Source organism: Methylobacterium durans (genome assembly GCF_003173715.1).
Classification (GTDB): Bacteria; Pseudomonadota; Alphaproteobacteria; order Rhizobiales; family Beijerinckiaceae; genus Methylobacterium; species Methylobacterium durans.
In genome coordinates, this window is record NZ_CP029550.1 from 1,182,557 (window position 1) to 1,194,975 (window position 12,419).

A 12,419-nucleotide genomic window follows, 5' to 3' on the forward strand; every position below is an offset into this window, starting at 1 on the left:
GAACTCACAGAGTCAGCGTGCCTCCGGCCTGTCAACCAAGGTCCCGGATCCGACTTGGAGGTCTCGCCTGATGCACTCCCATTCTTTCAGAAAGACCCGCCAGTCCTGAAATCGCCGTCACCGAAGATCCCGCCAGTGCCGAAACCGTCCGGTGGTGGAATGGGCAGCCCACCGCCAAAGTCGGAGTCCCACGGGCTCGGCCCCTGATGGAAGCCGCCGTTCAGGACTTGTCCCAGGACAGCGCCGCCGACCGCACCTGTGAGAACGCCGCCTAGAATGTTGCTCAGGGCAGCCTCGTTGCTGAACGTCCCGTAAGGCGTGTCGTAGCCCCGGTGCTGAAGTCGCTCGCGCTCGTGCTCGATCATCGCGCGGCGCTGAGCCGTCTCCTTGAGCTGGCGATGAGCATTGACTGCTCGGTGCAGAGCTTGGTTGATCCTGCCATCGATCGCCTGGATGCTCCGAACGATCTCTTCGTCCCGCGGCGTCGGTGTCGCGAGGGCCTCTTGGTAGAGCTGCTCGAGGTTCTCACGCTCGTCGGCGGCCGCTAATAGCTCAACCGCATCTCGATAGGGAGTGTCCCCCTCCAGCACGGAGGTGTCGTAGGCGCGATCCAGCGTAGCGAGGGCCTCTCGCGCCTCGCTGAGCTTGTGCACCATGTCGGACAGGACATCGCGTGCCTTAGCCGCTCTAGCCTCTACCGCCTCAACCCCAGCCTCCACGAGTGCCTTGCGCTCCAGTGCAGTGAGCTTGGCCCGGGTCTCGCGAAGTTCGTTGATGATGCGCCTGGAGTGCTCCCGCAAACGCTCGGGGATCTCGTTGAGGAGGGTGTAATTGGCCCGTGCTTTGTCGTAGCCAACAACACGTGCCACTAGACGATCCATGTAGCGCGTAAACGGATTGGCTTTGTAATCAGCGGTGCCAAACTTTCGGCTCCAAAGGTACATGAACAGCGCGTCAGCCTCATAGGGCCGACGCTTCTCATCCCGGTCAGCCTCGGCTTGCACGGCCTTCTTCTCGGCCTGCTTGGCCTGCTCAGTGACTTCCGCCACCTCAGCGCGGGTCGAGATCCATTCGGGGTCGGTGCTGATCTTTGCCTCGACATTCTTGCGGGCAGCCTCGACCTCCGCGAGTGCCTTTTCCAAGACGTCGATGGCGGCCTGCCGCGCCGCCTCTGCCTGCCTCACCCGTTGCTCAGCCTGCCGGCGCCGCTCGGTCAGTTGCCGCAAGGTTTCCTTGCGGTTGTTGAGAAGGGCAACGGCTTGGCGCTCGGCAGCATCAAGATGGCCGACAACCTCATTCTTCGTGATCGCGTCCAGCTTCAGCTTGGCGAGCTCGCGAAACGCCTCCGTCCGCTCAATGCGAAGGCGACCAACTTCCTCGGTCACGGCGGTATAGACTTGCTCGAACTGCGCTTCCTGCTGACGAGCCGTCTCGATCGTATGTTCAATCTGCGCGAGCGCCTGCCGTCCTGAGATCATTCAGTCACCACCGTAGGATCGCCCCGCCAAGGACCGGCATCTGGTAGTCGACATCCAGCTGGCCGCGCCGCTTCTCGCCCAGACGGTTGCGCTGCACGATGCCGTCGTCGTTCTTATCCTGCTGCACCTGCTTGGCTGTGGTCTCACTCACACGCACGCCCCACTTAGACACGGTGGCTGTCCGGCCGTCCTCCTCGCTGCTGACAGGCAGGTTGAGGACTCGCCCATCAGGGGCCACGGGCTCCACGATCAGATAGTAGTTGCGGCCTGCCGGGTTACGCTGCGACACTCGCCAGACCCCGGTGGGCTCGCCTGGCCGGGAAACAATCCGCAGGACATACTCGCGACGCAGATCCGCTCGCAGAACCTCCAGGTTGCCGATGGCTTGCCGTGCGCCCTCGGCATCCTTCCGCTCAATGGCGGCCTCTCCATCAGCCAAAATCTGGTCGGCTCTCTGGCGTGCTGCGGGAACCTGTGCCTCTCGCAGCACGTCCTCGTGCCCTTGCTTCAAGGCAGCTGGTAATCTCTCAGCAAGATCGATCCGGTTCCGCTCGGCCTGCGCCTGCTGCTCGACCGCCCGTTGCCGGGCGGGCTCGGCTACACCAAAATGGTAAGCGCCCCAGCCGAGACCGAGAACCGCCGCAATGGCTAGGAGGCCCTTGCTGAAGCGCTTACGGTTGACCCAGGCCAGCGCCACGGTGCGCGAGAAGCTGGGTCCAGGCGAGGTATAGGCGAACCGCTGCTCCTTGAGGGCCTGCACCCCTTCCAAGAGGATCCGGTCGGGCACCTCAATTCCCTGCCCACGGTAGATGTCGCGCAACCGCTGCAGGAGCTGCGCATCGCGAGCGTTTTCGCCGAGCTCTCGGCTGACAAGGTTCTCCTGGTGGCGGAGGGTGTCCACCACATCCATCGCGAGCATGACCTCGTCGAGGCTCTGGGAAGCCCTTCCGGCGGCCTGCTCGGTCAGCACGGCCTGATCAGCCATTGGCTGGCAGTGCCTGTCCTTCCGCCACCAAGCGCGCGATGCGTCGCTTGCCGTCCTCAACGGCGTCGCGGATCTCGGCCGAGTTCTGAGTTGCGAGCCGGCGCATCTCGCCAACAATCTCGAGAGAGCGCTCTTGGAACGTGATGACCGAGTCCACGAGCTTCTTGACCGCGTCGGCCCGGATGGTTGGTCCGTAGCCGGCCTTCACGGCAGCCTCGCCGACCTGGTCGCCGATCTCGGCCAGCACTTCGAGGCTGCGGGATACGCCCTCCTTCATCTCGTTTAGGGTCTGGGTTGCCTCGTGCAAGCCGAACATGCCGGTGAACGACGCCTTGAGCGCCGTGAAAACGGAATCGTTGGTCGAGAAGAAGGTCACGGCCTGGGCATAGACCCGCTCTTTGGCGTTGGTCATCTGCATCAACCGCGCCATGATCACCTCGGAGGTGTTGTAGCTGACCGTCAGATTGTCCGAGAGGTCCTTGGCGATCTGGTAGCGCTTCTCCTCGTCCTGAGTGCGGCGGAGGTGTTCGTCACGGGTAAGCTCGAGCCGGGCACGCTCGGCCACCTCCGTGCCTTTGAAGTTGACGACAGCGTCCGACGCCCTCTGCAACTCCGCCTTGGCTGCCTCGAGCTTCTGCTCCGCGGTCTGGAGCACCTCGAGAGCCATCACCTCGGCATGCTTCAGGGCGCCGCGGAAGTCACGGTAGGCATCAAGGATGATCTGCTCGCGCTGGATCTGGTCCTTGGTCGACCGGGTCACGTCGAGATAGACCTTCTTGATGTCGTCGAACCGATCCGCGACGTCTCCTCTGGAGATCTTCATCCACACGTTGGTGACACGCTCCAGGAGGTCGATCTTATTGTCTTCGAGCTGGTCGACCATCTTCTTCGTGTCGTCGCGGATGGAGTTGAAGGCCTCGGTGATCTGGCGGTAGCGCTCGCCGATCTCCATTGCCTGCGTCTGCTCCCGCACGACCTCATTGAACACGCTGGTCTGGCCAAGCGTGCGAGCGATGATCACGATCCGGCCCTGATCCAAGTCCGAGATCTTCTCCAGGAGGCCATTGATGGGGGCGTCCATGGCTGGAGGAGGAACGATGCCCAACTCGCGCAGGGCCGAGGTGGCCTTGTCGAGGTACTGCATAGGAGATTTCACGATAGCGTTGGACACGGCGCATCCTTCCTGAGCGGTTTCAGGGGTTCTCAACGGTGAGCACCCAGCCACATCGTGAGAGCGAGATTCGCGGGCCTGCTTTGCATTCAATCACCAGTTTTCGACGAGCTGAATGTCTGCCGGTTTGAGCATCAGCTTTTCGAACCGCCTTCCTGCGCTCTTGTTCCGGCTCCAGGGGCCCGTATGTTAGCAGCGCCAAAGCGTCGGGCGCCGCCGGTTTACGGGTGCGGGCGTTGCTCGCAGTCTGGCCGGTGCGCCTACTTGGTTGGGTGCACACGTCGAAAACTCGCGCGGGGAGCGACTCTCCAGCGTGAACAATGGTCAAGGTTGGAGCGTTGTCATAGTGGGCCTATCCTTAGGTCTCAGCCATGCTCCGCCTTGTTCTGTTTCTCGGGCTCCTTGCTGTGCCAGGAGCGGTCGCCGCACGTCCAGCTCAGGCTCCGAAGGTGGCTAAAGCGGTCACTGCCGCCGCGTCGGCACCGGTCTGCGAGCGCGTGCGGAAGAAGTCCTTCCATCAAGCAGAGGGTTGGTCAGTCAAGACTGTTGCGCTCGCCTGTAAGACGGTCACATCCGTGGTCAGTCGCCCAGGAGGCAAAAGCTTCACGAGCTTACGGGAAACGCCCAGCAGTAAAACCAGATAGTGACTCGCTGCAATCTGATGTGGCGGTCACATGGAACAAGCCGCAGCGACAGACGCCACGTGGCAAGCAGATCGTGACCGTACACCTGCTGATGCTGCTGGGGGCTTACGTAGGTTTCAGAAGCTGTTGATCCAAGCGCGCACGTAGTAGGGCCCGAGAAAAGCAGCCTCAAGCCCAATTGCCTGTTTGTCAGCCGTGATGATCAGCGCCATTGCCGGGTGCTTCCGAAGCTCCACGATGAAGGTCGAAACTGCCTTGTTCGGCTTGCCCTCGTCCAGAACAGCAAGTGCACACACCTTCGCCGCAGCGATTTGCTCGTCTCGTCCCATGTCTGTGCGCCCCCCACGTTCACCGTAGCGGTGCACTACCGATTGCTCTCATCTGCTCCGGCCCACGCGAACAGAGGTAATCCGGTCCCTGCAGGCTCGTCGCGCGCAACGTTGACGTCCTGCATGCGCAGCCAGCGGGCGATCGCCTCGACCACATGCGCCTTTTCGGCTGTGCTCAACTCGCGTCCGGATGGGATGTAGTGCCATTTGGACAAACAACCTCGGCAGCAGGTCGCCGTGGCATGCTGGGCGACAAAGACCGGATGGCCGCGCAGCGGTGTCTGTTTGCCATCGTTCTTTGGGATGGCCGGGGCAAGGCGTTGCCTGACGAAGTCTCCGGCATGCTCCAGCACGGTCGCGACGCTCTTATTGCGTAGGTATGCCTCTTCCGCAGGTTTCAGACGGAAGCGCTGCCGGAACGCAGATCGCTGAAGCTGATCGAAGACATCCTCCAAGGTCTGCATCAGCTCACCCAGCTCGTCCGTACCGCGCCAGCTCCCGATATGTGATCGTGTCCTCACCTCGGCAGCATCGATCGCCTCTACCATTGCCCTCGATGAGAAGGATGTCCGCCGCGGCGGTGGAACCAGCCGGGCGGACGGCTCGCGTTCTGCTCCTCAGGCCGCTTCGGACTCTTCGCGATGTGGGAAGTCCGACCGGGTCACGAAGCGCTCAATGGCGGGAAGATGATAGGTCTGACCGCCGCAATCGACCCGGGCCGTCTGCCGCTGCGGGCCATTCAGCTCGGTGGCAAACAGCACGGCCTCAGCCAGTCCTGCGAACGCGCGAGTGCGGCCGCAGCGCCGGAGCTCTCCGCGATCTGGCTGAAGATCAACGGTCCAATGCACGACCGCGTAGCGGCTCCAATCCACCTCGGCTTCCATGCTTTGCCCCCAAGGTTGCGAGCTCATCCTGCTCGCTTGGGCTCTCCTTAGCCCAAGGCCGCTCGGAGGCTTTTCACATTCATCAATCGGCAGACGATCGAGCATGGCCCTGTGGCGGCCATCCTCAAGGTTGTGCTTTATGCTCTGGGGCTCGCCGCCGGGTGCCGAGAGCCAGCCGCATCAGACCGCGCCCTTCGGCTACCTCGATGTGCAGGCGGCCATGAGACCCCGTTTCATAATGCTCGTGCCAATCGTCTGACGAGGATCATGGCGGCGGCCAAGACGAAGAAGGCGAGCGCAGAGGAAGGCGTCGCCTCATGATCACGGGCCAGCCTGCGGCAGCGGCTGATCCAACTGAAGGTGCGTTCGATCACCCAGCGCCGCGGTTGAACGGCAAAGCCCTTCTGTCCTTCCTTGGGCACGATGATCTCGACTGTGATGGCCGTGGCGGTGCCCAAACGATCGCCTCTGTAGGCGCGATCGGCAAAGCAATGCGTCAGAAATGGCCACAGACGGGGTGAGGCGCGCAGGAGCGCGAGGCCGCCGTGGCTGTCGTGCAGATCAGCAGGCGAGACAGCAGCTACGAGCAGGCGCCCATCCGTGTCAGTGAGCGCGTGACGCTTGCGCCCAACGACACGCCTGGCTGGATCGTAGCCGCGTGGACCTTCGACACCGACGCCGCCCGAGCGCGTCGCCTGGGCATCCAGGATGGCACCGCTGGGGCTTGCTTCGCATCCAGTTCGCTCGCGATCTGCCATCGTTAGGGTGTGGGCGAGGCGCTCGAACACACCCGCCTGTGACAAGCGCAAGAACCAGCGATGAACGGTGGACCAGGGCGGAAACGCGTGCGGCAGGTGCCGCCAAGCGCCCCCTGTCCTGAGCACGTACAGGATGCCATCGAGCACCGAGCGCATCGGCCAGCGGCGCGGACGGCCCGTCGGGGCGGGGGCGGGTAGCAGAGGGGCAACGACCGCCCATTCGGCATCGGTCAGGCTGGTTGCGTAAGGTTGGCTCTCGGGCGCAAGTTCTGCGCGCGCGGCGGGCGTCCACATCGGCGATCCGGGGTAGCGTCAGACACTCCCCAACGCCCGCGATGCTGCCGCTCACCCCATCAGCACGCCCTCACCCCGTTATGAAACGGGGTCTGAGAGGTTACGAAAGCACCCGACCAGCGGCAAACTTGTGAAGATCTCATTGCCGAAGCTGGAGCCCTTTACGCCTCGTTAACCATTATCCGCGAGGCCAGGGACACAGCCGCGCTTTCGCACCGGAGATCAGCCCTTTGGCGTGTGGGTTGCGTTAGCCGATTCTGTCGGAGCTTCTCCGGCGTGGTACGCGCCTCGCAGTGCACTCGGCCTGATCGGCTGTTGTGAGTTCCTTGCGTGCGCGGCGATTCTTCTGACCTCGCCGCATGCCCGACTCCTCTGGTCCTTGCTGATCCTTGCAATCAGCTCGGTCCAAAGCCGGCCGGTCGGGTCAAGGTGTCGATGCGTCCTGCCGGCGAGGTGCCGCAATGACCCAGCCTGACTTCCTAGAAACTCGGCAGCCCTTTCCCTTGATGTTCAACCACCAAGTCAAAGGTCGGCTCTCGGGCGGAACGCATCGGCCGCGTTGAACGTAATGGGCTCCCGAGTGTGAGCGTCGCCATCGACATGCCAACCGAGACCCTCCAGGCTCATGTGGTGACCTGTCAGTCGCCTAGGATCGCTGGCCAAGAGCCCGCCAAGAAGCGTTGGGCTGTCCTCTCAGAAAGTGCCGAAGTGGCTGCGGAGGTGGTTCGGGAGAGGGTTGCCGCGACTTGCGAGGTAGCTCCCACTAACGAGGTGTTGAGCCAAGAGGAGGCAGACGGGATCGGGCTGAAGCCCCACCAACCGGTAGCTCTGTGATGGATGAGAGCGAACTGACTGGCAAAGCATATCACCGGCGCACTGCCAGGGCTGAAGGGTGAGGAACATCAAAAGATCACACTCGGTCAGCCTCTACGTCGAGGCGCTCAAGGCGTTAGCCAGGGAGTGTGCACGTGGCTGATATCCCGACCGTCAGTGATCTCTTCAGGGCCAAGGTGATTGGCGAGGAGGAGATCGACGCGGCCGTCACCGCCTGCGTGGCTGGCACTGCGAAAGAGCCCTTCGTTTTTGCCGACGTCTACGAGGTCGATCTGGCTTCCGCGGTCGCGGCGATCCCTCGGGCCCACGAACGCCTTCACGATCCCGAGGCGTCCGAGTTCCTGAAGCGTATCGCCATCAGGACTGCGATTATGCTGGCGCGGCCGGAGAAGCGATGGATAGCGTGACAGGACCGAGAGTTGGTGCGTGAACCTTTCGCGCCATCACAGCTTGTTTCTGTGACCCTAGGGTGCGTTCCTTAAGGTCGTTAACGGGGAGCCGGTCCGAAAGGCGCATAGCTTAGGTCAGGCGTCGTTCGGCCGGCTCTTCCCGTTGAGTTTCGAACAACAACACGGTCGACTGGTAAAAAGAACGAGCCCGCCTCAGCGTGGCTGGGCGGGCTGCGTCTCAGTCGCTGCGAGCTCCGCTCAGCAATCGTCGTCCTTCTTGCCGACCTTCTGGTCCGCGCCCGTATTGTTCATGGCGCCGACGGTGCCGGGGGAGGCCGGCTGCTCGCCGCCTGCGAGGTTCTTGGAGCCCGGGTCGGTGCGATCCCCCTTGTTGGCCTGCGCCGTCGAACCCGTGTTCGCGCCCGCCGCCTGGTTCGCGCCGACGTTGTTCATGGCGCCCACGGTCCCCGGCGAGGCCGGCTGCTGCCCACCAGCAAGGTTCTTGCTGGATCGATCGGCGTCCGAGCTCTTCGGGTTCGCCGCCTGCTGCTCGGGGCTCTGACCCTTGGTCGCGCCGGTGTTGCAAGGGGCGGCCAGCGCAAAGCTGCTTGAGAGGACCAGCGCAGCAGCAGCGCTGATGAAGGTTGAGGCCTTCATGGTGCGTTCCTCCACTCTTGATTGGAGCGGGGGAAATCATCCGATCGCTCGGAAGTTCCTCAAGAGGGCAGGCGACTGATTTTGTGCGGTGCCAACAGTGGCCGCTGGCCGTTAGAGCCTCGGTGCACAGGGCAACCCCGCTGGCGCGGCTGGAGAAGCGATGAACGAGCTTCGTGACTTTGCATTGCCTTGGCGGGTCGTCGAGCTTGAAGACGCTTACCGGGTTGAGGACGCGAATGGGCTCGCGATCGCCACTCTGTTCTTCGTTGAGGACCCAGAGCAGCTCGACTTCACCGGGCGCCTGTCGCGCCATGAGGCGCGGCGTGTTGCAGCGCGGATCGTTGAGATGTCGGATTTCCGCTCTGTCATGATGGAGCTTGAGGCGCGCGATGGGGCGCCGACGTCGATGCGGTCGAAGCACTGACCAATGCGCGCGAGCGGCAAGGGCCCGTCGGGCCCGCGCCGCCTGCGCAACCCGCGCCGCAGCTACGATCAGGAGGGGCGCGAGGTCGAGCCGGCAACGGTCGACAACGCCCGGCAAAATGGAGCCCGCGGCATCACCGTGAAGTGCGCCTGCAACTACGAGGCGCTGCTGCCATTCGAGCGATTGCGAGCCGACGAGTACGTGCTGGACGTGGCGCTGCGCTGCCGGTGCACAGCCTGCGGCGGGCGGCGGATCGAGAGCTATCCGGATTGGACCGGGGGCTGGCGGTGGCAGGCCAACGGTCTTGCGGCAAACGCGACCAGCGAGAGCCACGACTGAGCCGTGAAGCGGGCCCTGCCGGTCCAGAGCCGCAAAGTGCTCGAGGCGTTAACCGACGTGCCGTTGACCGCCTCCGGGCTTGCGATCCATGCCGGGCTGCCGACGAAGGGCCGCACCGAGGCCGCTGCGCAGAGGTGGAACTCCAATTCCGCTGGCAAGATTGATCGGCAAAAGGGGGCCGATCCGAGGCCCTTCTTCGAGGCTCGCTAATGGCACAGCAGGTTCCCGTTGGTTCCGAGGCACGCGCTGATCGTCCCCTTGGTCCGGACGGCACCCACGAAGTAGCGGACGACCTCGCCTACCAACGCCACGCCATCGTCAACGTTATCTATTACGGCCGCCCCGGTGCAGGTGATCGCGGTTGGGTCTTAATTGATACCGGGGTGATCGGCTCCAAGGCTGCCATCATGAAGGCCGCTGAGAAGCGCTTCGGCCCCGGTGCCCGCCCGTCTGGGATCGTGCTCACCCACGGTCATTTCGACCATGTTGGCGTGGTTGAGGATCTCGCGCGGGAATGGCAGGTGCCAGTTTGGGCTCATCCGCTTGAGCACCCATATCTCAACGGATCAGCCGCCTACCCGCCCCCGGACCCCACCGTCGGTGGCGGCTTGGTAGCCCGACTCTCCCCACTATTTCCCCGCGCGCCTGTCGATGTATCGGATCATCTTCAGGCTCTGCCCGAGGATGGCTCTGTGCCGCCAATGCCGGGCTGGCGTTGGATTTATGCGCCGGGCCACTCGGTCGGTCAGGTGGCTCTCTGGCGCGAGGCTGATCGCAGCCTGATCGCAGCCGACGCTTTCGTGACGACGGCACAGGAGTCGGCCTACGCTGTCGCTGTGCAGGAACCCGAACTGCATGGCCCGCCGATGTATTTCACGGTTGATTGGGACGCCGCCCGGCGCTCGGTGAAAGCACTTGCTGACCTTGAACCGGAACTCGCGATCACAGGGCACGGTCGACCTCTGAAGGGAGCTGCTCTACGCGATGCGCTGCACACCCTGGCTCGTGACTTCGACTTAGTCGCCTTGCCGAAACAGGGTCATTACGTCGAAGAGCCGGCAAAGGCTGAGGATGGATCTGCCTATAGAAGGTCGTGAGTCACTACCTTCGGCAACCGCTGCCGCCGGATGCGAAGGTGAACTCTTCGACCGAGGGCACGCTGTTCAACAACGTGACGATGAACCGAGGGCAGTCCTGGAGCGGGCCTGATACCGACTATGCCTAGCGGCAGCCCGCACGGCAGCGGACGCTGACGACTTCCGGCTCCGGCTCGCCGATCGTGCCGACTTCAATCAGCGTGTCGGCGCGCTTCCACGTGAACAGGCAGTTGCCGAGGCCAGTGCCCGCGCAGGCCTCCATCTCTGCCTGCCCTTGCAGCGCTCGTTGAACTCGGAACACTCGTCGGCCTCCGGCATCTTCACGGGCTGCCAGCCGAGAGCGATCAGGCTTCGACGGGCCCCGCCGTAGTTCGTCTTCTTCGGGAAGGTAGGAAGCCGCTCCGCCGCACTCGCCGCACTGGCTAAGAGGACAAAGGCGAGAGCGACTAGGGCGGTGCGCATCACCGAGCGTCTCGCGGCACGATCCGAAAGGCGCTGACGGTCATCGTTGTCTCGTTCGTGAGCACGTCCTTGGCAGTGCTGAAGATCGCCTCGACGGTGCCCTGACTGTAGCTGGCTGCGTTCGGATCGGTATCGAAAGAGACCTCGACCACAAGCGTCTTAAGCACTGCCCCATCTTCCTGGCTCAGCTCGAACCAGGTTCGCGTCACGCCTGCGATCCGCTCGAGGTGCTGCCGAACTACAGCCTTACCGCCTGACATTGTGCCCTCATGCGGCTGCCCTCGTGGCAGGAATCTAGCCGCCCAAACCAGGTTGTCGAGGCAGAGCGGATGCTGTGAACCGCGGCCGGTCCTGGGGTGGGCCGGATGTGGCGTGACTTCAGCTGCTCGGCCGCGGAGGCGGAGGCGGTGACGTGACGGACAGGCCAGTGAGGCGGTGGCCGACGCGTTAGCTAACTTGGGCGACAGAGGCCGCGGCGGTCATGGTCGTATGGTTGTGCCTTAGGAGCGGTGCTAGGCTCCCGGCATGATTGAGCCGAACCAGACCGCCTACATCCTCAAAGTGAGCTGGCGCGACGCGGGCATCCCAGACGGTCCGCTGACGATGTTCTACGCCGCCCTCACTGGGAGTCCGGAAGAGGCCGTCGAGCTGGTCCGGCAGGCCGTGAAGGCCGATGCTGAGGTCGAACTCACCGAGGCCAGGCTGTCTCAGGATACGGCGCAGGCGATCGACCTGCTCCCTGGCTTCGCGCGAGCTCTGTGAGCGGATCGAAAGCGCCGCCGAAAAGCTCCACGAGCCCTGAGGCTGCGGGCGCTTGCCCGTGCACCGCGCCCGGAACGCCGCTCACGATCGGCCTGTTTCCTTCTCCTCTAGTGGAGAAACACCATGAACGGGACGGATCCAGCGAAACCCGGCGACGAAGCCCCTCCCGGAACGCCGAGCAGTGGAGAGAACCTGTGCCCGCGCTGCGGTGGGTCCGGCAAGCTCGAGGCAGAGGCCTGCCCGGATTGCCAGGGCACCGGCAAAGTGACCACTGGGATCGGTGGAGGTTGAGAAGCATTGCGGCCTGCCAATCGAGCAGAATGCAAGCCGCCTGGGTCAGCTCCGCGGAACCAGCTCGTCCAGCATCACCTGCCGGCCCTTGAGGATCCGCAGAACCCGCCTGACCGTCCATGCCAGCAGAACCAGCCGCGCCTGTTGCGCCAGAATGACCGGCAGGCTCCGCGGCGGCGGTCGGTCTTTGATCTCTCCGATGACTAGCAGGGCCCTGCGGGCCATACGGACCCGGGGAACCATCTTCATCGACAGAACCTGCAACGCCAGGGGCGCCCTGGGACCAGGCATCACCCCGTAGCGCACGCGGACCTCGCGCACCTGGCGATCCTGGCGCGCCAAGAGTTCGAGTAGCTCCCGCGTTTCCTTGAGGTCGGGGAGGTCGGGGGACACCTCGTTGGCCCTTCTCAGCCAGCGCTCTCCATTCGGGCCAACCTTGCTGAGATGCCCTTGTTCATTTTGGAGGACGGGCGGGCATAAAGAAGCCCGCGCCGGCGAACCGGGCGGGCCAAGGTAGTTCCCGAAGCGGGAGGATCCCGCTGAGCCGTGTTTGCAGCCTGCGATGTCCGTCCACAAGAGAAACCCCGCGAGCTATAAGGCTGCGGGGCGGAGGGTGGATGT

General features: G+C 63.7%; 17 protein-coding genes. 6 read left to right on the forward strand and 11 right to left on the reverse strand.

Annotation, left to right across the window (positions count from 1 at the left end; genetic code table 11):
- Window positions 1–86: 86 nt before the first annotated feature.
- The 7 genes from DK389_RS05550 to DK389_RS05580 form a co-directional block, all read right to left on the reverse strand.
- Window positions 87–1,478 carry a hypothetical protein gene (locus DK389_RS05550; RefSeq protein WP_109887956.1) on the reverse strand — a complete coding sequence of 464 codons (1,392 nt, stop codon included), beginning with the start codon at window positions 1,476–1,478 and terminating at the stop codon, window positions 87–89.
- Between the two features lie 4 nt (window positions 1,479–1,482).
- The gene (locus tag DK389_RS05555) at window positions 1,483–2,463 is read right to left on the reverse strand and encodes a DUF6384 family protein (protein ID WP_109887957.1); all 981 of its coding nucleotides are present in this window, start codon (window positions 2,461–2,463) and stop codon (window positions 1,483–1,485) included.
- The gene (locus DK389_RS05560; RefSeq protein ID WP_109887959.1) at window positions 2,456–3,607 is read right to left on the reverse strand and encodes a cell surface protein; all 1,152 of its coding nucleotides are present in this window, start codon (window positions 3,605–3,607) and stop codon (window positions 2,456–2,458) included. Before DK389_RS05560 ends, DK389_RS05555 begins: the two co-directional genes overlap by 8 nt.
- 787 nt (window positions 3,608–4,394) lie before the next feature.
- A complete protein-coding gene (locus DK389_RS05565; RefSeq protein WP_162560512.1) occupies window positions 4,395–4,607 on the reverse strand; it encodes a hypothetical protein in 213 nt (70 codons plus the stop codon).
- A gap of 35 nt (window positions 4,608–4,642) precedes the next feature.
- The gene (locus DK389_RS05570) at window positions 4,643–5,155 is read right to left on the reverse strand and encodes a DUF4186 domain-containing protein (RefSeq protein ID WP_236960635.1); all 513 of its coding nucleotides are present in this window, start codon (window positions 5,153–5,155) and stop codon (window positions 4,643–4,645) included.
- Window positions 5,156–5,224: 69 nt separating this feature from the next.
- Window positions 5,225–5,491, reverse strand: a complete 267-nt coding sequence (locus DK389_RS05575; RefSeq protein WP_109887963.1) for a hypothetical protein — start codon at window positions 5,489–5,491, stop codon at window positions 5,225–5,227.
- A gap of 233 nt (window positions 5,492–5,724) precedes the next feature.
- Window positions 5,725–6,543 carry an IS5 family transposase gene (locus DK389_RS05580; protein WP_109887965.1) on the reverse strand — a complete coding sequence of 273 codons (819 nt, stop codon included), beginning with the start codon at window positions 6,541–6,543 and terminating at the stop codon, window positions 5,725–5,727.
- A gap of 968 nt (window positions 6,544–7,511) precedes the next feature.
- On the opposite strand from DK389_RS05580, the gene DK389_RS05585 reads away from it, so the two are divergent.
- Window positions 7,512–7,784 (forward strand): hypothetical protein, encoded by a 273-nt coding sequence (locus tag DK389_RS05585; protein ID WP_109887966.1) that lies wholly within the window; start codon window positions 7,512–7,514, stop codon window positions 7,782–7,784.
- A 240-nt stretch (window positions 7,785–8,024) separates the two neighbouring features.
- On the opposite strand, the gene DK389_RS05590 is transcribed toward DK389_RS05585, so the two are convergent.
- Complete coding sequence (locus DK389_RS05590) at window positions 8,025–8,423, reverse strand: exopolysaccharide production protein YjbE (protein WP_109887968.1); 399 nt, start codon at window positions 8,421–8,423, stop codon at window positions 8,025–8,027.
- Between the two features lie 160 nt (window positions 8,424–8,583).
- Here DK389_RS05590 and DK389_RS05595 point away from each other — a divergent pair, with 160 nt between their 5' ends.
- From DK389_RS05595 to DK389_RS05610, 4 genes are read left to right on the forward strand one after another with little or no spacing between them, the layout of a single operon-like run.
- The gene (locus DK389_RS05595; protein WP_109887970.1) at window positions 8,584–8,847 is read left to right on the forward strand and encodes a hypothetical protein; all 264 of its coding nucleotides are present in this window, start codon (window positions 8,584–8,586) and stop codon (window positions 8,845–8,847) included.
- A gap of 3 nt (window positions 8,848–8,850) precedes the next feature.
- Window positions 8,851–9,186, forward strand: a complete 336-nt coding sequence (locus tag DK389_RS05600) for a hypothetical protein (RefSeq protein WP_109887972.1) — start codon at window positions 8,851–8,853, stop codon at window positions 9,184–9,186.
- Window positions 9,187–9,189: 3 nt separating this feature from the next.
- Window positions 9,190–9,396, forward strand: a complete 207-nt coding sequence (locus tag DK389_RS05605) for a hypothetical protein (RefSeq protein ID WP_109887973.1) — start codon at window positions 9,190–9,192, stop codon at window positions 9,394–9,396.
- The gene (locus DK389_RS05610) at window positions 9,396–10,283 is read left to right on the forward strand and encodes an MBL fold metallo-hydrolase (protein WP_109887975.1); all 888 of its coding nucleotides are present in this window, start codon (window positions 9,396–9,398) and stop codon (window positions 10,281–10,283) included. Before DK389_RS05605 ends, DK389_RS05610 begins: the two co-directional genes overlap by 1 nt.
- 124 nt (window positions 10,284–10,407) lie before the next feature.
- On the opposite strand, the gene DK389_RS32060 is transcribed toward DK389_RS05610, so the two are convergent.
- Together DK389_RS32060 and DK389_RS05615 are read right to left on the reverse strand one after the other, a co-directional pair.
- Window positions 10,408–10,584: a hypothetical protein gene (locus DK389_RS32060; RefSeq protein WP_162560513.1), complete on the reverse strand. Its 177-nt coding sequence runs from the start codon at window positions 10,582–10,584 to the stop codon at window positions 10,408–10,410.
- Between the two features lie 160 nt (window positions 10,585–10,744).
- Entirely contained in the window at window positions 10,745–10,954 is a 210-nt protein-coding gene (locus DK389_RS05615) for a hypothetical protein (protein WP_109887977.1), read from the reverse strand.
- A 316-nt stretch (window positions 10,955–11,270) separates the two neighbouring features.
- On the opposite strand from DK389_RS05615, the gene DK389_RS05620 reads away from it, so the two are divergent.
- Window positions 11,271–11,507, forward strand: a complete 237-nt coding sequence (locus DK389_RS05620) for a hypothetical protein (protein WP_109887979.1) — start codon at window positions 11,271–11,273, stop codon at window positions 11,505–11,507.
- A gap of 336 nt (window positions 11,508–11,843) precedes the next feature.
- Here DK389_RS05620 and DK389_RS05625 read toward each other — a convergent pair whose 3' ends face one another.
- Window positions 11,844–12,191 (reverse strand): hypothetical protein, encoded by a 348-nt coding sequence (locus DK389_RS05625; RefSeq protein WP_109887981.1) that lies wholly within the window; start codon window positions 12,189–12,191, stop codon window positions 11,844–11,846.
- Window positions 12,192–12,419 lie beyond the last annotated feature (228 nt).